The following is a 21,108-nucleotide window of genomic DNA, read 5'->3' as shown; positions in this document are numbered from 1 at the left end:
GATCAGTACCGGACACGGAACAGCGTTCGGCGGCGTCTCCCGGTTCGCCGAGCCCACGGCCGGTCACCGATGGTCGTGAACGTCCAGACCGCGACGGCGACGGCGGCAACGGAGAGCAGATCGGACACCGTGAGGCCGTGCGTGGCGTCGAATTCCCAGAGGACTTGACCCTCGAGTGGTCCGTTGCCGAACAACCAGAGCACGGCGGCGCCGACGGTGGCTGCGGCGGACAGGCGGGAGGGTCGTGCAAGGCACAGTGTGGTCGCCGCAAACAACAGGTTCATGAACACGAGGGGATAGAAGGGCAGCGCCATCCCCTCATTCTTCCAAGCTGCACCGGGACCGCACCCGCTGGGGCGCGGTCACGCGACCGTACGGTCGGGAGGGTCGTTCTTTCTCGTCGCATCCTCTTTGGCGGGCAGTTCGTGCAGGTCTTTCTGCCGAATCGCCTTCCCGATGAGGATCGCGAGCGGCACCGACAGTGCTATCCACGCGAGCACGACCCAGGCAATCCACCACACACATCGAGTATGCCCGTCCCCTGGACGCTTGCCCAAGGGCAGCGGATCGCCTGCGGTCCGTGGGGACTGGTCGGTAGCGGAAATCGGAAAAATTACCTGGTCATCACTGGTTTGCGGTATGGAGTTCGGGGCACCCCCTTCGGTAGGGATTGGTTCTCTTTTCAAGGAGGTGGGTGATGACGACACCAGGTATGTCGATCGAGAGACACCCTGATATCGCCGAGTTGCGGGCTCGCTACGACCGAGTCTCGGAACAGCCGATGACGCAGGTCACCGAGGGCCTGATGTTCATGGCTGGCCTCTACATGGCGGCGTCGCCGTGGATTGTCGGGTTCGCGAGCCAGTCGGGCCTGGCGATGTGCAACCTGCTGTCGGGTGTTGCGGTGGCACTGCTCGCCGTCGGTTTCACGTCGGCCTACTCACGCACGCACGGCATGGCGTTCGTCGCGCCGCTGCTGGGTCTGTGGATGATCGTCAGCCCGTGGCTGGTCGTCGGAGTAACCACCACGGCGGGAATGATCTGGTCGAACGTGGTCTGCGGCATCGTCGTCTGTCTGCTGGGTCTCGGTATCACCGCCATGGGAATGGCGGACGGCGGAATGCGGATGAGGAGGAGGTAGTCGCGGCGCGTGCCTTCATGGGGATGGGGCACGAGTCAGAGAAGCGCCCGCCGATTCGGTGGGCGCTTCGCTGAGTCCACCTAGCTTTGTTTGAGGAACGCGTCGTGCTCCTGGTGGGAGCGTTTGATGAGGTCCATCAGTGCGGTTTCTTCGCGGACCATCTTCTTGAACTTCGGGTCGAGCTTCTTGAGTTGCTCCTCCTCGTTCAACAACTTGTCGTACATGCGTTCGCGCTCCGCCAGGTCGGCGGTGTAGTCGAGGTCGAGGTAGTTGATCGCGTGCCGCCGGGCGCCGGCGATCGCGGACTGTGCCCTGCCCTTCTTGCTGGTGAGCGACGCGATCACGGTGATGACGAGGATGCCGATGATGACGCCGAGCGACACGAAGGTGCTGATTTCGATGACGTTCACGGGTTCGCCGTCGTTGACGAACGGCAGGTTGTTCTCGTGCAGCGCATGCAGGATCAGTTTGACCCCGATGAACGCGAGGATCGCGGCCAGTCCGAACGACAGGTAGATGAGGCGGTCGAGGAGCCCGTCGAGAAGGAAGTACAGCTGACGCAGACCCATCAGCGAGAACACGGTGGCGGTGAAGACGACGAAGACGTTCTGGGTGAGGCCGAAGATCGCGGGGATGGAGTCGAGCGCGAACAGGATGTCGGTGCCGCCGATCGCGACCATCACCAGCAGCATCGGCGTCATCGCCCGCTTGCCGTTCTCGACGGTGAAGAGTTTGTCGCCGTCGTAGTGCTCGGTGGTGTGCATGAACTTCTTCGCGATCCGGATGATGAAGTTGTCGGCCGAGTGCGACTCCTCGGTCTCGGGCCGCAGCAGGTTCCCGGCGGTGATCAGCAGGATGAGGCCGAAGAAGTAGAAAATCCAGGCGAACGAGTTGATGAGCGCGGCGCCGAGGAAGATGAACGCGGTGCGGGCGAAGATCGAGAACACGATGCCGAACAGCAGGACCTTCTGCTGGTCTTCGCGCGGCACCCGGAAGCTGGACATGATGATGAGGAACACGAAGAGGTTGTCGACCGACAGCGCCTTCTCCGTGACGTAGCCGGCGAAGTACTCCGTGCCCATGTCGACGCCGCCGAAGATCAGCACGGCGACACCGAAGAGCAGCGCGAGCCCGATGTAGATCGACGACCAGATCGCCGCTTCCTTCAGCGTCGGGATGTGCGCATGGCGTACGTGGAAGAAGTAGTCGAACGCGAGCAGAGCGACGATCACCACGATCGTCACAGTCCAGGCGAACGGAGTCACATGCATCGTCTCTGCCTTTCAGCCGAAGCGAACGCGCCTGTTCGTCAGCGTAGTCGCGCGCGGGGGCGCGACTCGGCAGAACTGCCGCGGTCGCCGGGGCGGAACACCTGTTGCCGCCCCGGCGACCGGACTTATCCTCGGTCGCCGAACACCGTCCGGTGCCAGTCCTTCCTGGCGGTGCCGGTGATGTCGGACATGACGTGCTTGACGTTGGTGTACTCGTCGAGCGAGTACGTCGACATGTCCTTGCCGTAACCGGACGCCTTGTACCCGCCGTGGGGCATCTCGCTGATGATCGGGATGTGGTCGTTGATCCAGACACAGCCCGCGGCGATGTCGCGGGAGGCGGTCTGGGCCCGGTACAGGTCCCGTGTCCACGCGGACGCCGCCAGCCCGAAGTCGGTGTCGTTGGCGAGCGCGATTCCGTCCGGATCGTTTTCGAACGGCAGGACGACGAGAACCGGGCCGAAGATCTCCCGCTGCACGATCTCACTGGACTGGTCGGCACCCACGACGAGCGTCGGCTCGTAGTAGAAGCCGGACGCGAGGTCGCCCCCGGGGACGGATCCGCCGCGGACGATCTTCGCCCCGGTGTCGCGGGCGCGTTCGATGAACCCGGCGACGTGCTGCTGTTGTCGCCGCGACACCAACGGACCCATGTCGGTGCCGGGATCGGACGGGTCACCGAGTCGGACGGTGTCCATCAGCGATGCCACTCCCGCGACGAAGTCGTCGTACAGCGGACGCTGCACGTAGGCGCGGGTGGCCGCGGTGCAATCCTGGCCCGAGTTGATGAGGGCACCGGCGACGGCTCCGTTGATCGCGGCCTCGAGATCGGCGTCGTCGAACACCAGGAAGGGGGCCTTCCCGCCCAGTTCCAGGTGGAGTCGTTTGCCCGCCGCGGCGCCCGCGATCTGCCGTCCCACGGGTGTCGAGCCGGTGAAACTCACCATGCTCACGTCCCGGTGCGACACCAGCGACGAGCCGGTCGTCACGCCGCGGCCGGTGATCACGTTGACGACGCCGTCCGGCATTCCGGCTCGGGACGCGGCCTCCGCGAACAGCAGCGACGTGAGGGGAGTGATCTCCGCCGGTTTGAGCACGATGGTGTTGCCTGCGGCGACCGCGGGCAGGACCTTCCACGCCGCCATCTGCAGCGGATAGTTCCACGGCGCGATCGAGCCGATCACCCCGACGGGTTCACGGCGGATGGTGGACGTGTGGTCGGGGGAGTACTCGCCCGACGCCTTTCCCTCCAGGTTGCGGGCCGCGCCGGCGAAGAACGACACGTTGTCGATCGACCCGGGAACGTCGAACTCGGTCGACAGTTTGATCGGTTTGCCCGTCTGCCGGGTTTCGGTGCGTGCGATGTCGTCGGACATCTCCGTGAGCTCGGCGGCCCATCGAGTCAGGACGGCGGAACGCTCGCCCGGGCTCGTCGTCGACCATTCCGCGTAGGCGGTCTTCGCGGTGGCGACCGCGTCGTCGACGTCGTCCACCGACGCCTCGGTGCGGGAGGAGATCACCTCGCCCGTGGCCGGATCGAGCACCTCGTACCGCTCGGCCGCTCGGCCGTCCCGGTAGCGGCCGCCGACGTACATCCCGGGAAGGTCCTGGTGGTTCACAGCAGGGTCCAGGCTTCGGTGAGGACGCTGCGGAGGATGTGTTCGATTTCGTCGAATTCGGCTTGTCCGCAGATCAGGGGTGGGGCGAGTTGGATGACCGGGTCGCCGCGGTCGTCGGCGCGGCAGTACAGGCCGGCGTCGAACAGGGCGGTGGAGAGGAATCCGTGCAGGATCCGTTCGGCCTCGTCGTCGGTGAACGACTCCTTGGTGGTCTTGTCCTTGACCAGCTCGATGCCGTAGAAGAAGCCCTCGCCGCGCACGTCCCCGACCATGGGTAGGTCGGTGAGCTTGTCGAGGGTGGCCCGGAACGCCGGTGCCTGCTCGGCGACGTGGGCGTTGAGGCCCTCGCGTTCGAAGATGTCGAGGTTCGCCAGCGCGACCGCCGCCGAGACGGGGTGCCCGCCGAAGGTGTAGCCGTGCGCGAACATCGACGTGCCGTCGGCGAAGGGTTCGAACAGCCGGTCCGAGGCGATCATCGCCCCGATCGGGGAGTACCCGGAGGTCAGGCCCTTGGCGCAGGTGATGATGTCGGGGACGTATCCGAAGTCGTCGCAGGCGAACATCGACCCGATCCGGCCGAACGCGCAGATCACCTCGTCCGAGACCAGCAGCACGTCGTAGTCGTCGCAGATCTGCCGGACCCGCTCGAAGTAGCCGGGCGGGGGTGGGAAGCAGCCGCCGGCGTTTTGCACCGGTTCGAGGAAGACGGCGGCGACGGTGTCCGGGCCCTCGAATTCGATGGCCTCGGCGATCCGGTCGGCGGCCCAGATCCCGAATGCTTTCGGGTCGGAGCCGAGCGGTTCGGGGGCGCGGTAGATGTTGGTGTTGGGGACCCGGAACGCGCCGGGGGTGAGCGGTTCGAACGGGGCCTTCAGGGCGGGGATGCCGGTGATGGCGAGGGCGCCCTGCGGGGTGCCGTGGTAGGCGATGGAGCGGGAGATGACCTTGTGTTTGCCGGGTTTGCCGACCTTTTTGAAGTACTGTTTGGCCAGTTTCCAGGCGCTTTCGACGGCCTCGCCGCCGCCGGTGGTGAAGAAGACCCGGTTCAGGTCGCCGGGGGCGTAGCCGGCGAGGCGTTCGGCGAGTTCGATCGCCGGTGGGGTGGCGTAGGACCAGAGTGGGAAGAATGCGAGTTGTTCGGCCTGTTTGGCGGCGGCCTCGGCGAGCTCGGTGCGGCCGTGTCCGGCCTGGACGACGAACAACCCGGACAGCCCGTCGAGGTAGCTCTTGCCGGCGGTGTCCCAGATCCGGGCTCCCTCACCGCGGGTGATGATCGGCGGGGTGATGTTCTGCCCGTGCCGGGAGAAATGCCCCCACAGATGGCGGCGGGCGGCCGCCTCGAGGTGCGCCGTGGTGGGCGAAGAGTTGGTAACCGTAGTCATCGGGTTCCCCAATCATATTGCTGTTTGACAAGTTTCAGGTACACCATCGTCTCGGTGCCGAGCACACCGGGAATAGTGCGAATATCTTTGTTGAGCACGGTCAGGAGGTGGTCGTCGTTCTCGCACACGATCTCGGCCAGGATGTCGTACGCGCCTGCCGTCAACACGACGTAGTCGATGGCGTCGACGTCCGCGAGCCGGGCGGCGATGTCGGTGACGTCCCCCGAGCAGCGGATCCCGACCATGGCCTGACGTGAGAATCCCACTTGAACGGGGTCGGTGACCGCGACGATCTGCGTGACGCCGGTGTCGATCAGCTTCTGCACGCGTTGGCGTACAGCCGCTTCCGACAATCCGACGACTTTGCCGATGGCCGAGTACGACCGTCGTCCATCCTCCTGAAGTTGCTCGATGATCTGCTTGGACACGGGATCGAGAGAGGCAGGCTGCTCAGACATGGTCGAATCCTCCCTTGCTCGTCGTGTCGAAGACAATCGGCTCGGACATTTCGGAACTATCGCCTCTTCCTGGTGACGTGGGTACTCACGATTCGGGCACCTTCACTTCGGTGTCGGCGGTGAGGGTGCGTCCGCGGAAGAAGTTCCGGGAGCCGGTCGCGAAACACAGCAACATCAGGGGGATTCCGACCACCAGCATTCCGACGCCGAGAACGAACACGCCCCCGAACGGGCCGAATGCGGTGAATCCGTAGTCGGGACGCAGCATGTCGACGGCGCTCTGGACGAAGGCCCACGTCATGCAGAGGGCACCGAGCAGCGGAAAGATGCCGCGCATGAACAGGTTACGTGCCGAGTCGAGGAGGGTGCGGCGGAAGTACCAGACGCACGCGTAGGCGGTGATGCCGTAGTAGAAGGCGACCGCGAGTCCGAGCGACGCCACCGAATCCTGCAGGGCGTTGGCGCTGGCGAACGACAGGACCAGGTAGAACAGAAGTGCCGCGGCTCCCATGACCAGGGTTCCGAAGCCGGGGGTCATGTACCGGGGGTGCACGGTGGAGAACCGGCGCGGCAGTGCCTCGTAGACCGCCATCGACAACGTTCCGCGGGCCGTCGGCAGGATGGTGGTCTGGGTGGAGGAGAGCGCGGAGATCGACACCGTCAGCAGCAGCAACGAGGCTGCCACCGGCCCGGCGACCGGCCCGCCCAGCGTGGTCAGCACGTCGTCGACGTTCTCGGGATTGTTCAGGCCGATGCCGGTGTCCCCGAACCCGGCGAACGACTGGACCGCGTATCCGACGAGGACGTACGTGGCGACGAGAATGACCGTGGTCAAGACTGCGGCGCGGCCGGGAGTCCGCTCGGAATCCTTCGTTTCCTCACCGACCGCCAGGCAGGCGTCCCACCCCCAGTAGATGAAGATGCACAGGATGATCGCCTGTGCGGCGCTGGACATCGAGACACCGGTCGGAATGATCCAGTCCAGTTGCGGGGTGACTGCCTGCGGGCCGGCGGTGCCGCCGAACACCTTCGACAGTGCGAGGACGCTGACCCCGATGAGGACGGTGAACTGTACCGCGATCAGGACGTTCTGCAGGCGTTCGCTGATGAGGATGCCGCGAAAGCTGACGTAGGTCATGGCCGCGATGAAGAAGCAGCCCAGCAGCACCTTCGCGGCGAGCGACTCGGCTGCCGCGTGCAACCCGAGAACCTCGAACAGGTAGATCGCCGCGATCTCCGCGGTGTTGGCGAGGACGATGATCGCGGAGACGGCGAGTCCCCACCCCGCCATCCAGCCGATCCACGGTCCGAACGCCTTGGTGCCCCAGGTGAACGAGGTGCCGCAGTCCGGGGTGTCCCGATTGAGCTCGCGGTAGGCGAACGCCGTGAGCAACATGGGGATGAACGCGACGAGGAACATCGACGGTGCCTTGTCGCCGACGGCCAGGACGACGTATCCCAGTGTCGCGGCGAGGCTGTAGGCGGGCGCGACCGAGGACAGCCCGATCACCGTGTTGCCGATCAATCCCAGTGCGCCGCTGTTGAGGCCCTTCGCGGTGCCGAGCGGGTCGTGGGTCGTCGAGGGCTGGGTCTTCAAGGGTGGCGGTTCGGCAATGCTCATCAAGTCTCCCTCGAGGTGTGCGGCTGCGGGCAGAGGTGCCCGTGTGGGTGTGATGAAGGGGTGTAGTGGTTTTCGCGGTTACGTTGCCGGCGCGGCGATGAAGATCTTCCGCAGCGTGTCACGCACGATCCATCGGGTCTTCTGCCCGGACCGCACGTGGACGACACTTCCGGGACCGAGTTCGAGATCGGGGGTGTCGTCGTCGAACTGCACTGTCGCGTCGCCGCTGAGTACCACGAACACCTCGTCGATCTCGACGTCGGACGAGACGCTGGGCTCGATCTCCCACACGCCGACGGTGACACCGGCGAAGTCGCCGAGCACTCGTTCGCCGACCATCGGCACGCTGTCGCCGATCGCCTGCTCGTCCGGCAGGCGGTGGTAGTCGAGATCGGCGGTTCGAGCCTCGATGTGCGGTCCGGATTCCCACGCGACGACCCCGGTCGCGGGGTCGATCACGAGTCGAACCCCAATCCCACCGCGTCGAGAGCCTTGAGGAACAGGTTCCGCCGGCCTTCCTGATGATCGGCGCGATCGAGGGACCACCGGGTGGCGTTGATGCCGGCCGCCGCCAACGGTTCGGGCGGGAAGGGGAGGGGCATGGACTTCACCAAGTCCAACTCCGTCAACGCCGTCGTCTCACCGGACACCTTGTCGAGCATGACGTTCGCCGCGAAACGGGAAGCGCCGACACCGAGACCGGTGAAGCCGGCCGCGTACGCGATCCGCCCCTTCGCGGCGGAACCGAAGAACGAGCAGAAGCGCGTCGACGTGTCGATGACGCCGCCCCACCTGTGCGTGAACTCCAGGCCCTCGAGCTGCGGGAACGTCGTGAAGAAGTGGCTCGCCAGCCGTGCGTGGGACTCGGGACGGTCTTCGAGGTCATGATGCATTCCGCGCCCGAAATGGTAGATCGCGTCGTACCCGCCCCAGAGGATTCGGTTGTCGCGGGTGAGCCGGTAGTAGTGGAACTGATTGGACATGTCGGCGACGCCCTGCCGGGCAGACCATCCCACCTCCGCGAGTTGTGCGTCGGACAGCGGTTCGGTCATGAGCACGTAGTCGTACACCGGCACCGTGTGCAGCCGGTACCGCTTCAGCAGGGACGGAAAGGCATTGGTTGCCAGGATCACTCGGCCGGCCGACAGGGTCGCGGACGCCGTCCGAACGCCGACCCGGGACGACGATCGGGAGCGGACGAGATCGAGGACCTTGGTGTGCTCGAACATCTCGACACCGTGCTCCGCACAGGCCCGGCCGAGTTCGGTGGCGAGCTTGGCCGGATGCACCAGCGCCGTGGACTGCTTGTCCCACACGCCGGCCAGATACGTCGGCGAGTTCACCTGCGCGCGCATCCCGGGCCCGTCCAGCACCGTGGTGGTAGCGCTCGGCGGCGTGTCGAACACGTCCTTCGCCTGGTAATCGGCGATCGCGACCGAGATCGCGCCGTTCCGTTCGAAATCGCAGTCCAACCCCAGGGTGTGGACGGTCTTCTCGATGGCGTCGAGGTTCTCGAGCCCGAGCACCTCCAGTGTGTCGATTTCTCCCGGCCAGCGTCGACGTCCGTTCTCGCTGCCGTGGGTCAGGCTGGCTTCGACGAACCCGCCGTTACGGCCGGATGCCGCCCATCCGATGGTCTTGCCCTCCACGAGCGCGACGGACAGGTCGGGGTGGCGCTGTTTCGCGAGCAGAGCACTCCAGAGTCCGGTGTATCCGCCGCCGACGACCACCAGGTCGTACGCGGAGTCGGCCGAGGCGGCCGGGTAGGTGGGGGTGTCGGCGACGTCCTCGATCCAGAACGGTGCCAACCGGGTGCGCAGGAGCGCATGGTCGACGACCTTCGCGTTCGGTTGATTCTTCTCGAACACTGTCTGCAGCATGGAGCACCTTTGTTGGTGGAATGACCGAAAGGTGACGTGTGAGGCACGTCACCGTGGCACCCATCCTGACCTACGCTGGCCACTATTTCAATAGCGATAGGCGAGAAACATTGCGGAATCAGTTGTCGAAGTGAGAATCGGACACCGAATCGGTTGTTCCTTACTGGACTGCCTCGTCAGCGCGCGACCGTGCCGAGGTGCAGTGACACCGAGCGGACGGGGCTGATCCTGGCCTCGTCGCCGGACTTGACGGCGTGAACGGTGCCGAACTCGACGGTCTCGTCGGGGAAGGTGCCCGCGAAGGCGTAGGCGTAATAGGTCCCCGCGACCGCATCTCCCGGCACCGTGTACGCGACGGCCTCCTCGAGGGCCTCACCCGGCTGCAGGTCGACGTCGATCGGCCCGAAGAACGGATCGCTGGTCTGGCCGTCTGGGGAGACCGCGCTGACCCACACCTGCCCTGCGTAGGGACGGTCGTCGGGCGCCTCGACGAGCATGGTCGTGTCGACGGTGCCGCCGCCCGCGGGCAGTGTGGTGTCGGAATCGGCGCGCAACGTCACCCGCACCGGCAGGTCGGTGTCGGGGTTCGCCGGCCCGGTCGACGCGGGCGAACCGTCACCGACCTCGGGCCAGCCGTTCGCCCACACGATCCGGTCGATCATCCCTTCGCGCCGGCGGGCTCCGCTGGGCAGGTCCCGGTTGTCGCGCGGAATGGCGTGGTACACGATCCAATCCGAGCCCGCGTCGTCGGAGACCACCGTGTTGTGGCCCGGTCCGGCCCACGGTTCGCTGCCGGCGAGGATGAGGGCCCCTCCGCCGTCGTTCAGGTCCTGACCCTTCCGGTCGAGGTACGGCCCCGTCAGCGACTCCGACCGGCCGACGAGGACGCGGTAGGCGGTGTCGGCGCCGTTGCAGCAGTTGCCGGCGGAGAGGAACAGGTAGTAGTAGCCGTCGTGGAATTCGACGTAGGGGCCCTCGAAGCGCTCGTCCGCGACGCGTACGGGTTCGCCGGCCGCCGCGGTCCCGTCCGGGCTGAGCGGGATGGCGTGCACGCCCTGGAAGTTGCCGACGAACATCGTCTTCGTCGTGCCGTCGTCCCACACGAACGGGTCGATGGTGCCGCCCACGCCGACGTCGTGGGCGCAGAACACGGGGCGGCCCAGATCGGTCCACGGTCCGGTGGGCCGGTCGGCGGTGGCGAGACCGATGCACGGGTTCGACTCGTCGTAGAGCGAGTAGTACAGGCTGAACTGGCCGTCGGACTCGAGGACGTTCGGCGCCCACGCGAGCTTGCCGTCCGGGTGCCACGCGGGCCGGTCGGGGAAGACGTCGCCGAGGTACATCCAATCCATGAGGTCGGCGGACTTGAAGATCGACATGTTGTGCATGCCCTGGCCGTCGCCCCAGTCGTCGGCGGTCGTGTACATGTAGAACATGCCGTCGGACGCGCGGACGACGCTCGGGTCTGCGGCCACCGGTTGCACGATCGCTTCGGCCGTCGCCGACGGGGCGGGCGCACCCATCAAGACGAGAAGCGTCAGAGTTGCCACGATCCACCCGCGCCGCGGGCGGTGTCGGGTGCGGGACTTGCGCAGCGCAGCATCGTCAGTGTCCACGTCACTCCCAACCTCGCCCGCCCGGAATCCGCAAATCTATAAGGGTGAGGTCGAGGTTAAGGGTGGAATCGGCTCACGGTACCGGACTGCAACCGAACCGTGTTCTGCCGGCGGTGGCCGGCGTCAGGTCGTGGGGTCGAGCAGAACCAGAGGGATCTCGCGGTCCGTTTTCTTCTGGTAGCCGGCGTATCCCTTGTAGGCGGCGGTGACTTTCGGCCACAGACGGGCCCGCTCCTCGGCGGTTGCCACGTGGGCGCGCATGGACTGCGCGGGGTTTCCCTGCAGCGACAGTTGGACCGCCGGGTTGGCCTGCAGGTTCAGGAACCACGCGGGGTGGCGGTCATCGCCACCACGTGAGGCCACCACGACGAGCGTGTCACCTTCCCGCACCGGGACGGTCAGCATGACGCTGTGCACCTTCCCGGTCTTGCGGCCGACGGTGGTCAACTCCACCGCAGGCATCTTGCCGAAACTCCGCCCCACCCGCCCGCCGGTAATGCGCAGCAGGGCGCGGTGGGCGGCGTTCATGAACTTGAGTCCGCGGTCCGTCGGCATAAATTTCAGCGTAACGGCTTCAATGTCCGCCGGAGGCTGTCCGCGCTGTTGACGGATGGTCGTCGACGAGTTCGCTCGGGCCGATTCCGGCCTCGCCGGCGATTCCGGCGAGTTCCGCGCCGACTCGTGCGGCTCGTTCGCCGTCAACTTCTTCCGCGGACACCCAGCACCCCAGTTGCTGTGGCCCGATCGGGGGACATCCGAATCATCCGATTCTGGGTCCGATCGGAGGACAGCCGCGGCACCCGATACGCGACAGGATGACTCTCATGCGAGTCGGATGCAGGAACAGGACGAGGTAGATGTCGACGATAGCGAGCACCACGCTGGCCGAGGTGGCGTCCGAGTGGTGCACCGAGGCGGAGATTCAGGTGCAGTCGTCGGCCGTCGCGGGCGGACGGAATGTCACGCGGAGTGTGCTGTTCATCGGCAACCCGTCCACCGTCACCGAAGTGACGCACTGGGCCGCCGTGCGGCACTGGACGGTGGAGCAGGGACTGAAGCCCGTACGCGAACTCCAGGCTGATGTGCTGTACGCGATCGTCACCGAGGCCGTTGCCGACGGCACCTGCGTGTCGGCGGATGCGGCGGTCGTGCAGCGTGTGCGCGCCCGTGGACTGGACTGCATCCCCGTCTACGACATCGAGCCGTGGGGGAGTGCCCGGCTGTCCGGTGCGCTGCCGCCTACGTCGGCTCCGTGAGCGCGCGTTGGGCCGCGGGCCAGAACTCGAATCCGGCGGTCATCAGCCCACCGAGCCCGATGATGATCACCGCGGCATCGACGCTGGTCCGCCCCTCCTTCGCCCAGTAGACGTCTTCCAGATCCAGCAGCAACGCCAACTCGTCGACGATGAGCGCGGTGCCGACGCCGTACGAGACGGGCACCGTCGGATGGCGGCGCTGCTTCTCGGAGCCACGCACCGCCACGGCCCCTACCCCGGCCAGCGCGGCGATGCCGAGGTTGTAATGGTGGAAATGGCGGCCGTGGAGACTCAACCCACCGCCGGCCGGTCCGTGCCCGCGCCGGATCCAGTGCGTCAATGCCCGCACCCCCGCGAAAGTCAGCGTGAACGCACCCCACGACACCACCGCCGACTGCTCACTCGGATCGAGCTTCCTCCGCCACGCGGCACGCAGACGGCGCAAGCGACTGCGGTGGGGTTCGGTCGCCGGATCCGGGGTTGTCACACCGTCAAGCGTGCCACCCGTTCGCGTACTTCGTATGTCGTTCCGGGACTTCTTCGGTGGGGTTACCCGAAGGTCGCGGCTGTCACGAAACCATTGACTCGAACAAACGTTCGAAGTAAGATTCGAACATGGGGCTCGGGGGAGATATCCAGGGGGCGTTGTCGGACGAAATTCTGGCGACCGCGGTCGGTGATGCGTGGCGTCTGGCCGAGGCGGAGTTGCTCGAATCGGTCGTTCGTATCTCGGAGGAGATTCAGCGACTCGAAGCCTTGCGTGTCAAGCTCGTCGGGGCCGTCGACCATCGCTGCAAGGTCGACTTGCTGGGGTTTCCGAACGCCAAGATGTGGCTGGCTTCCAAGACGTTGCTCGAGGTGGGCGCGGCGGGGCGAATCGTGCTGTTGGGCCGAGGTTTGCGTCTCCAACCGGAGATCGCGGAAGAGTACTTCGGCACCAACATTTCGGCGGAGCACGCAGCGCTGATCATGAAGTTCTGCGAGAGGCCACCCAAGGGCATGCCGCTCGAAGCGTTTGATGACTGCCGAAATGCGTTGCTGTTCGCCGCAACCGGTCCCACCGCGAACACGGACGCGGTGCGCGCCGTGATCGCCAGGTTGGAACGCGCCTTCGAGTCCGACGATCCGCCGCCCAGTGAAGACACCGAACTCAACGAGTTCCACGCATCCAAGACGCTCAACGGACGCGTCGCCGTCAAGGGCGACCTGGATGCCGTGACCGGTGAGATGCTGCTGTCGGCGCTCTCCGGACTGTCCACGCCACGGCCCGCGCAGGACGGAACCAAGGACCCCCGCACTCCCGGGCAGCGGCGGGCCGATGGGTTCACCGAACTCCTGCGCCGCTATCTCGACTCCGGGGTAGCCGGCGAAGAAGGCGGCGAACGACGACACGTCTCCGTCCACGTGAACGTCAAGGATCTCGCCGACCACACCGACTGCAGTGCACGAGCACAGCAGGATGCCGCCGCCTCGCCGGACGACTCGCTCTTCGCCGTCGATGGGGTGGCGTGGACCGAGTGGATGGGGCCACTGAGTCTCAGGGCAGCCCGGCTCCTCAGCTGCGATTCAATCTACACGCCGATCGTGCTCGACGACAACGGGGCGCCACTCGACCTCGGCATCTCCACCCGGACAGTCACGAAGAGGCAGCGAAAAGCGTTGGTGGCGAGGGATCGAGGATGCGCATTCCCCGGGTGTGGTGCGCCGCCGTCCTGGTGCGAAGGTCACCACATCATTCACTGGTCCGCAGGCGGGCCGTCCGACATGGGTAACCTGGTGCTGCTCTGCGGCTTCCACCACCGGCTGCTGCACCACAGCGACTGGGAGATAGAGATGGGAGCCGACCGGCACCCCACATTCATTTCCACCCCGGCAGGTCGACTGGGAACGAAAGCCGATACCGGCGCACAACCGGGCCCGGCCCCGCGCCTCCTGACCACGCGACACCGCGCACCACGCCGACTCGGTGACAGGACAAATCCTGTCGCCGAGCCGGCATGCCGTCGTGCCCGGAGTCCGGTCGGTGTCACCGAACCGTCGTGCCCATCGCCTGCGCAAGACCGTTGCGATCGGCGACGTCGAGCTTTATGCATGCACGGTAGATATGCCCCTCCACCGTGCGCACCGAGACGAACAACCGATCGGCGATCTGGCGGTTCGACAATCCGGCCGCAACCATCGACCCCACCTCCCGTTCACGACTCGTGAGGGGGAGTGGATGGGCGGCCTCCACCAGCGCGGGAGATGACATGTGGTCGCATCGTGCCGACAGGGCTTCGGCCGCGGCAGCGCACTCGATCGAACGCCGCTTGTCTCCGGCCTGCGTAAATGCGATCGCTGCCCGAGCGTAGGCATCGGCGGCATCCGGCAGGGCGCCGATTCTCTCGAACTCGGTTGCTGCGGATGCCACACCGCATCCGTTTCCTGCCGCGACTGCCACCGCATGCCGGGCAACGATGTCGACAAGTTCGCCGTCGCAGATGTCGGCCAACTCGACGAGACGCGTGGCGGTAGTCGTGTCGCCGAACCGGGTGGCAAGGTGAAGCGCGACCGCCTCGATGCCGAATTGTCCTGACTGACAGGCGCACTCTGCTGCCGACCGCGACAGGTCGACGGCCCGCGAGGTTTCACCCCGTGCTGCGGCGAGCCACGCCTGCGACATCATGAGTTGGGGCCCGAACACGGCAACGTGCCGGCCGTTCCGGGCCTGTGCTGCGGTGATGATGCCGTCCGCCTCGTGAATGCGACCGAGTTCCGCATACGCCTGACCGAGCACGATGTAGGCGGGGAAACTCCACGAGATCGCATCGGCGGTATCGCCGACGTTGAGGGCGGCGATCGCCTGTTCGAGTCGACCCGCGGCGTCGTTGAACCGACCGCGGGCAAGTTCCACGGTTCCCACCAGGATGTTCGCAAGCCCCCAAGCAACGTATCGGCCGCTCGACGCCAACGAGAGGTACTCCTCGGCCCGGCGCTGCGCCGCGGCGAACTGTCCGGTGAGGGTCAACGCCAGGATCTCACCGTGCGCGGCCGGGAACCGCAGCAACCCGTCGATCTGATCGGCCACCGCAGCGCTGCGTGCCGCCAGTTCCGGCACTTGGCCGCCGCGTCCCATGAGTGCCAGGGACAACCCGCCACCGAAGTATGCCCACTCGATCGCCCATGGCAGTACTCGGTCGGCGGCCAGAATCGCCTTCGCCGCCGCTGCGGCCTCCTCGGGGCGATTCTCGAACACCGCGCACACCGAGCCGATGCCCTCGATGATCGGCACGAGACTGGGATGCGTGACCTTCTCGCGGAGAACCGCGAGGACCTCGTCGGCCTTCTCCGACTCGCCGCTCGCCCAGAACAGGTTTGCGATCCGCGACGTACCCCAGCGCACCAGCTGCACCTGGTCCAGGCTGTCAGGCGAAAAGGACAGCAGCAACGATTCTGCCTCGGTGGCGTGCCCCTGCCACAACAGCGCTCGTGCCAGGAGGTCGGCTGCTTCGAAACTGCCGGTCTGGTCGAGTGCCGCCCGCGCAAGCCTTTCCCCCAGCGGCACATTCGCCAAACCGATTGCGTCCTCGGCAGCGTTGACCAACAGATCGGGTTCGACGGACCGGTCACTGTCGAGGGCCAGCTCGGCCAGGCGAATCCGGTTCGAGGATCCGACCACGGCACGGCTGCTCAGGGCCTCCACGAGCTGTCCCCGGAGCCTCCGGCCTGCTGCGCGCCCCACCCGTCGTCGGATCACCTCACCGAACAGTGGATGCGTGTAGCGGACGTCGAGCCGGTGTCCGTCCTCGACGATTCTGACGAGTCCGCGTCGCTCGGCCTCCTCCACCGCATCCTCACCTGCCAACTGACCGAGGATGTCGAGATCGAGCGGTTCGCAGAACGTGAGAAGCTGCAGCGCCTGCAGCACATCGTGGGGAATCTGATCGATCCGGTGCTCCAGTAGGGACGCGAGTTCGGATGTGATGGCGGCACGGCCCCGCAACTGCCAGACACCACCCGAGCGTCGCAGCGTCCCCGCTTCGAGGGCGCCCTCGACCAGATGCCGGACGAACAACGCGTTCCCGCCGGACGCCTCCCAGATCGTGTCCGCGCTCAGCCCCTCGAGGGGGCCGTCCAGCACGGACTCGATCAACTCGATGCTCTGGTCCCGGCTGAACGGCGACAGTTCGAGCCGCAGGAGGTGACCGTCCTTCCACAACGACGTGATCGCGTCGGGCACGGTCTCGCCGTTGCGGACGGTGGCGACGATGTGCACCGCCTTGTCGAGGGCAAGCTGATGAAGGAACGTCGCCGAAAGCTGATCGAGGAGGTGCGCGTCGTCCACGCCGACCACCACGTCGCGACTGTGGCCGTCGTCGAGGAGCGCCTGCCGCGCCGCGGACAGAAACGCGACAGGATCCCGGGAGGTGGACGCCCCGACCAAATGGGCGAACACGCCCAGCGGGATGCTTCGCGCCGATTCGGTGCCCGCCACCCATTTCACCTCTCGCGGCAACGACTCGGTGGCGAACCGCGCGAGGGTGGTCTTGCCGACGCCGGGATCGCCCGTGAGGACGACACCGCATCCCCCGGACCGAGTCGTGAGCGACGCGGTGATCGCGTCGAACTCGACTTGCCGCTGAATCAGAGGCCACGTCGGACCCATGCACTGATTCTAGATTCTCGCGGCACCGGTGACAGCACCGAGACGAGTATTGGGCGCGAGTTATCCAGCGAAGCTGTGCAATACAACCTTGGAGTCGCTTTAGGTCGCAATTCTCCTGAGACGTCGATGGATTGAGTAGCGCGACACGGGCACGAGTTCGGTTTCGCGATCGACCGAAGGTGCGTCTCGCGCGATCGGGTAGGACGCTACTCGCGAGATTAGCCGACATCCCGGCCACGCTGAATGGGTATCGCGGAAAGTTATTGCGTCGAACTACAGGAGAATGTCATGACCGCGCGGCCGGAGCCCTTCTTCAGTTGGACGGCGCGCCGGATCGAACTCGATCGGCTCCGCGAATCCGAGTCCGCCGTTCTGGTGTTGGACGAACTCGTGCCGCTCGGAACCGGCACGGCGCGACTGATCGGCATGCGCGACGACGACGCCGATGTCGACTACCTCGCACTGATCGTCGGTGATGTCGCCAACGGACACGACATCGTGGTCCGCGGCGTCGACGAGGAGGCACTCCTCATCGAGGGCAGTCGATCCGAGACCCTTCCGGAAATCCTGATCGGGTTGCGGGCCACACCGAGCATCTGCGGCTGCTCCAGTGAGCGGCATATCGACAATCAGTTGTGCGTCGACGGTCCCGTCCGGACGATGATCGCCGCGGTCGGCGTGAGGTCCGTCGTCGTCGACTGGTATCACGCCACGTCCGCGGTCGCGTGAGCCGAACTACTCGGCCCTCCAATTCGGTCTGAGAGAAATTCGGGTAGCGCGCCACTCGCGGAAGTCGGGACCACGTGCCGGACCGTTGATTGCGTCCAACGAGCGTTACGCACGAACGAAAACCGAAGGCAAGTAGACACATCGACGCGACGACGAGTGCGCCGCGATCCAGAACAGAAGGACGAAAACAGTGATATCTCGACAAGATTCCGACCGACACGGCGACGGGCCCGTCGCGGATTCGCGGGCCGAGACGACGGGCCGTCAGGTGGTGGTGTTCACGGACGACGGGAGGCGAGCGGGTCCCACAGCACTCCTACGGTCCCTCACCGGGGTCGCGACTGTAACGCGAAGTAGCGAGTTCGATGCTTCGGCAATGGATCTCGAACTGGCGGATGTGTCCGACGCAGTTCTGTTCGACGAACTCGGAATTGCCGTGGTGACCGCGGATCCCGACCAGTTGGCCGCACTCCGCACGGCAGCCGCCTCGCCCGACATCGCGGTCCTCTCCGTCGAACCCGAGTTGGTCCACCATGCGCTCGACAGTGAGGACACCGTCGTAGAGATCGCACGGCCTGAGAACGGTGCAGTCGCGGCAGAAGGCACCGAGCACTTCCTGGATACGCCGGAGTTCACCTGGGGACTGCAAGCGACCCGCACCACGACGTCGGCGTGCAGTGGGCGCGGAGTCCGGATCGCCGTTCTCGACACAGGATTCGATCTCACCCACCCGGATTTCCACGGTCGCACCATCACGGCCCAGTCGTTCATTCCGGGCGCGGAACCCCAGGACGGGCACGGACACGGCACGCATTGCATCGGAACGGCCTGCGGTCCGGCGGCAGCGGCCGGCACCCGCCGTTACGGAGTGGCTCACGAGGCCGACATCTTCGTCGGGAAGGTTCTGTCGGATCAGGGGCGTGGTGTGGACGGGGGGATCCTCGCAGGCATCGAGTGGGCAATCGCCAACGGTTGTCAGATCGTCTCGATGTCTCTCGGTGCCGACGTCGCGTCGGTGTCCGTGGCTTACGAGACGGTGGGGCAGCGTGCGCTGGCGGCCGGAGTGCTCATTGTGGCTGCGGCCGGCAACAACGCGAACAGAGCCGCCGGGCGCCCGGGACTGGTGGGCGTACCCGCCAACAGTCCGTCGATCATGGCCGTCGCTGCAGTCGACCCCGATCTCGGGCTGGCCAATTTCTCTGCTTCAAGCAACCCCGTCGCCGGTGGCCAGATCGATGTGGCCGGACCTGGCGTGCGGGTGTTCTCGTCGGTGCCGATGCCCGTGCGCTACGGCTCGAAGAATGGAACGAGTATGGCCACTCCGCACGTCGCGGGAATCGCTGCCCTGTGGTGCGAGAAGACCGGGCGCACCGGCCGCGATCTGTGGTCCCTGCTCACCCAGCATTCCCGGCGGCTCGCGTTACCGTCACTCGATGTCGGTGCCGGGCTGATCCAGGCATCCGGATAGAAGGGCTCGACGTACCGTGCGGGGCGTCGTCGGAATAAGTGTCACGGTGGACGCCGACCACGTCGAGGACATCGACGTGGTCGGCGTCGCGCTGGCCGAGGAGGGCATGCGGATCGACGCGGTACACCGCACGATCGGAATCATCTCCGGTTCCGTCCCCGCGAGCCGACTCGCGGCCCTCGAGGCAGTCCCGGGCGTCCTGGCCGTCGAACTGGAGCAGAACGTCGACATCCGCCGTCGCGGCCCTGAACCGTGGTAGGCGACGCCCTCCGACTATGGGAGGGTGGGCTATTTCGTTTCGTCGCTTCTAGTTCACGCTGCCGAATTTGAGGGCGTGCAACAGCCCCGAGACCAACTGGGCGAACATGCCACAAGGTGGTATCCCAACGCCGCTGTCCATGAGCACTGTCCGGTAGGTATGACGAAACCCCGCTCAACGTCGGGGAGAAGGCGGGGTTTCTGCGCCGGCCATCGGATGGGACCACCGACGCGAGCTGATCATAAATGGACAACTCGATCACTGGCCAGTCAAAATGAACCGTGTATATCCTCCGAATGACAAGGGCATGAACCGCTTTCCATCCAGACTTGCTCAGCTGTTCCCTCGCGCCTCACAGAATGGGGGGCTTTCGTCGCCAAGCACCCCCATGAGTGGCCGTTCGAGTAAGAAGAACAGGAGAATGCTCCCCAAGTCGGAGAAACAGGAGACAAGGATGAAGATGACTGTGGTCGCGGTTCTGGCCGCGCTCGCGGTGACGCTCGGTGTCGCCCCGGTGGCGCAGGCGGGACCGACCATCCATGTCGGGCCTGATACCGCCTACACCCCGTTCCCGGACGTCGAGGGGTACTGCACGATCGGCGCGGTCGGCACAGACAACGCGGGCCGCTTGGTTGCGCTGACTGTCGGCCACTGCCATCAGGGCGCGGGTACGGCCGTCTATAAGGTTGGTGAGGCTGCCAAAGGGCCGATCGGGTGGGAGACCGATGTGTACTCGCGCAACACGGACGGCACGTTCACCGCGCTCGATTATGCGGTGATCCGGCTGAACCCGGATGTTGTCGTGCCGAGCAAGTTCAGCGACACCACCGACGTCGTCGTCTCGACTGTCGGCGATGCCTCGCTGTCGAACATGGGGTGCAACCACGGCGCAACCACCGGCAAGAATTGCGGGATTATCGGCAAGGTGGACGGTATTCACCTCCAGAACTGGGCGGTGATGTGGCAAGGCGATTCGGGCGGTCCGATCGTGGTGGGCGAGAAGCTCGTCGGTCTCAACATCGGCATGGACTTCGGAACCCAGCCGACGACGTTCTACGGGAAGATCACACCGATACTGGCGGATATCGACGCAAAAGGTAGCTACGGCGCCGGGTTCACCCTGGTGCAGTAAGGCGGGGTCCCACCATGCGCCTCGGGTTGAGCCATATGGTCGCATCCAGGAGGCGCTTCCTGTAGTGAGGAGCCTGATCAGCGGCGTTAGGACCATCGTCCGCGTAGACCACGATGTCGGCGACGTTCCACCAATCGACGAAGCTGTGTTGCGGTCCTCTCCGTTGACAACGCCTGCGGGACAAATTCTGCCGTGAACCGCAGGGGTGTTCGGCGCCCGGTGGCGAACATGCGGAGCCTACATTCTGATCTCCTGCCCCGCCGATATCGATACCGATACCGATACCGGTGCCGGGTCGGCGGTCGATCCCCGAGTCGTCCGCTGTCGTCGCAGACGGGGATTCCGGCGTCGCACTCGATCAGGTGGGCACCTTCGTGGAAATGCCAGCTCGTGCGGGACGCCGATTGCTGCGCGGAACGGGCAGAGTGCAACGAGGGTGGTTCCTTAATATGCTGCCGATCACTACTCGAGTCTGAGCGGCCACGGCGTCGATGAGCTCCTTCCCGACACTGTCTCGTGTGCTCGTCTGATGGGCGTCGAATCTCGTGGACGGACTTGACCGGCGGTCCTGCACGCAAGGAAGCCGTCTACGGCACGATCTGGCGTGATATCGAGCCGCTGTCACATTCGA

General features: G+C 65.7%; 20 protein-coding genes and 1 pseudogene. 7 read left to right on the top strand and 14 right to left on the bottom strand.

Annotated elements, in window-relative coordinates; all coding sequences use genetic code 11:
* Positions 1 to 2: 2 nt before the first annotated feature.
* Complete coding sequence (locus OYT95_RS09630) at positions 3 to 314, bottom strand: hypothetical protein (protein ID WP_112298915.1); 312 nt, start codon at positions 312 to 314, stop codon at positions 3 to 5.
* A gap of 48 nt (positions 315 to 362) precedes the next feature.
* Complete coding sequence (locus OYT95_RS09625) at positions 363 to 521, bottom strand: hypothetical protein (RefSeq protein WP_268791298.1); 159 nt, start codon at positions 519 to 521, stop codon at positions 363 to 365.
* A gap of 176 nt (positions 522 to 697) precedes the next feature.
* On the opposite strand from OYT95_RS09625, the gene OYT95_RS09620 reads away from it, so the two are divergent.
* Positions 698 to 1,141: an SPW repeat protein gene (locus tag OYT95_RS09620; protein ID WP_025432050.1), complete on the top strand. Its 444-nt coding sequence runs from the start codon at positions 698 to 700 to the stop codon at positions 1,139 to 1,141.
* Between the two features lie 80 nt (positions 1,142 to 1,221).
* Here the strand turns inward: OYT95_RS09620 and OYT95_RS09615 are convergent, their stop codons facing one another.
* From OYT95_RS09615 to OYT95_RS09570, 10 genes are all read right to left on the bottom strand, one after another.
* Positions 1,222 to 2,412: a TerC family protein gene (locus OYT95_RS09615; protein WP_268791297.1), complete on the bottom strand. Its 1,191-nt coding sequence runs from the start codon at positions 2,410 to 2,412 to the stop codon at positions 1,222 to 1,224.
* 125 nt (positions 2,413 to 2,537) lie between these two features.
* On the bottom strand, positions 2,538 to 4,031 hold the full coding sequence (locus tag OYT95_RS09610) for a gamma-aminobutyraldehyde dehydrogenase (RefSeq protein ID WP_268791296.1): 1,494 nt from the start codon (positions 4,029 to 4,031) through the stop codon (positions 2,538 to 2,540).
* Positions 4,028 to 5,413 (bottom strand): aspartate aminotransferase family protein, encoded by a 1,386-nt coding sequence (locus tag OYT95_RS09605; RefSeq protein ID WP_268791295.1) that lies wholly within the window; start codon positions 5,411 to 5,413, stop codon positions 4,028 to 4,030. The genes OYT95_RS09610 and OYT95_RS09605 overlap by 4 nt, the downstream gene beginning before the upstream one ends.
* On the bottom strand, positions 5,410 to 5,871 hold the full coding sequence (locus tag OYT95_RS09600) for an Lrp/AsnC family transcriptional regulator (protein WP_268791294.1): 462 nt from the start codon (positions 5,869 to 5,871) through the stop codon (positions 5,410 to 5,412). Before OYT95_RS09600 ends, OYT95_RS09605 begins: the two co-directional genes overlap by 4 nt.
* Before the next feature lie 85 nt (positions 5,872 to 5,956).
* Positions 5,957 to 7,492: an APC family permease gene (locus OYT95_RS09595; RefSeq protein ID WP_268791293.1), complete on the bottom strand. Its 1,536-nt coding sequence runs from the start codon at positions 7,490 to 7,492 to the stop codon at positions 5,957 to 5,959.
* A gap of 78 nt (positions 7,493 to 7,570) precedes the next feature.
* The gene (locus OYT95_RS09590; RefSeq protein ID WP_268791292.1) at positions 7,571 to 7,951 is read right to left on the bottom strand and encodes a cupin domain-containing protein; all 381 of its coding nucleotides are present in this window, start codon (positions 7,949 to 7,951) and stop codon (positions 7,571 to 7,573) included.
* Positions 7,948 to 9,372 (bottom strand): NAD(P)/FAD-dependent oxidoreductase, encoded by a 1,425-nt coding sequence (locus OYT95_RS09585; RefSeq protein WP_268791291.1) that lies wholly within the window; start codon positions 9,370 to 9,372, stop codon positions 7,948 to 7,950. The genes OYT95_RS09590 and OYT95_RS09585 overlap by 4 nt, the downstream gene beginning before the upstream one ends.
* 176 nt (positions 9,373 to 9,548) lie before the next feature.
* Complete coding sequence (locus OYT95_RS09580; RefSeq protein WP_268791290.1) at positions 9,549 to 10,988, bottom strand: family 43 glycosylhydrolase; 1,440 nt, start codon at positions 10,986 to 10,988, stop codon at positions 9,549 to 9,551.
* A 123-nt stretch (positions 10,989 to 11,111) separates the two neighbouring features.
* Positions 11,112 to 11,543 carry a nitroreductase family deazaflavin-dependent oxidoreductase gene (locus tag OYT95_RS09575; RefSeq protein ID WP_268791289.1) on the bottom strand — a complete coding sequence of 144 codons (432 nt, stop codon included), beginning with the start codon at positions 11,541 to 11,543 and terminating at the stop codon, positions 11,112 to 11,114.
* Positions 11,544 to 11,562: 19 nt separating this feature from the next.
* On the bottom strand, positions 11,563 to 11,706 hold the full coding sequence (locus OYT95_RS09570) for a hypothetical protein (RefSeq protein ID WP_268791288.1): 144 nt from the start codon (positions 11,704 to 11,706) through the stop codon (positions 11,563 to 11,565).
* 139 nt (positions 11,707 to 11,845) lie between these two features.
* On the opposite strand from OYT95_RS09570, the gene OYT95_RS09565 reads away from it, so the two are divergent.
* Positions 11,846 to 12,244 (top strand): hypothetical protein, encoded by a 399-nt coding sequence (locus OYT95_RS09565; RefSeq protein ID WP_268791287.1) that lies wholly within the window; start codon positions 11,846 to 11,848, stop codon positions 12,242 to 12,244.
* Here OYT95_RS09565 and OYT95_RS09560 read toward each other — a convergent pair.
* Complete coding sequence (locus OYT95_RS09560; RefSeq protein ID WP_268791286.1) at positions 12,228 to 12,731, bottom strand: hypothetical protein; 504 nt, start codon at positions 12,729 to 12,731, stop codon at positions 12,228 to 12,230. The two genes, OYT95_RS09565 and OYT95_RS09560, sit on opposite strands and share 17 nt — an antisense overlap.
* A gap of 128 nt (positions 12,732 to 12,859) precedes the next feature.
* Here OYT95_RS09560 and OYT95_RS09555 point away from each other — a divergent pair.
* Positions 12,860 to 14,180, top strand: a pseudogene (locus tag OYT95_RS09555) (DUF222 domain-containing protein).
* Between the two features lie 90 nt (positions 14,181 to 14,270).
* Here OYT95_RS09555 and OYT95_RS09550 read toward each other — a convergent pair.
* On the bottom strand, positions 14,271 to 16,889 hold the full coding sequence (locus OYT95_RS09550; RefSeq protein ID WP_268791285.1) for a helix-turn-helix transcriptional regulator: 2,619 nt from the start codon (positions 16,887 to 16,889) through the stop codon (positions 14,271 to 14,273).
* Between the two features lie 288 nt (positions 16,890 to 17,177).
* On the opposite strand from OYT95_RS09550, the gene OYT95_RS09545 reads away from it, so the two are divergent.
* The 4 genes from OYT95_RS09545 (at position 17,178) to OYT95_RS09530 (ending at position 20,477) form a co-directional block, all read left to right on the top strand.
* On the top strand, positions 17,178 to 17,618 hold the full coding sequence (locus OYT95_RS09545; RefSeq protein ID WP_268791284.1) for a hypothetical protein: 441 nt from the start codon (positions 17,178 to 17,180) through the stop codon (positions 17,616 to 17,618).
* A 190-nt stretch (positions 17,619 to 17,808) separates the two neighbouring features.
* On the top strand, positions 17,809 to 19,086 hold the full coding sequence (locus tag OYT95_RS09540) for a S8 family serine peptidase (RefSeq protein ID WP_268791283.1): 1,278 nt from the start codon (positions 17,809 to 17,811) through the stop codon (positions 19,084 to 19,086).
* Positions 19,087 to 19,102: 16 nt separating this feature from the next.
* The gene (locus tag OYT95_RS09535) at positions 19,103 to 19,345 is read left to right on the top strand and encodes a hypothetical protein (protein ID WP_268791282.1); all 243 of its coding nucleotides are present in this window, start codon (positions 19,103 to 19,105) and stop codon (positions 19,343 to 19,345) included.
* Positions 19,346 to 19,805: 460 nt separating this feature from the next.
* Entirely contained in the window at positions 19,806 to 20,477 is a 672-nt protein-coding gene (locus OYT95_RS09530) for a serine protease (protein ID WP_268791281.1), read from the top strand.
* Positions 20,478 to 21,108 lie beyond the last annotated feature (631 nt).

This window comes from Rhodococcus sp. JS3073, from assembly GCF_026810085.1.
Taxonomy (GTDB): domain Bacteria; phylum Actinomycetota; class Actinomycetes; order Mycobacteriales; family Mycobacteriaceae; genus Rhodococcus_F; species Rhodococcus_F wratislaviensis.
The sequence above is the reverse complement of the archived record's forward strand: the minus strand, read 5'-3'. Positions and strand labels throughout refer to the sequence as shown.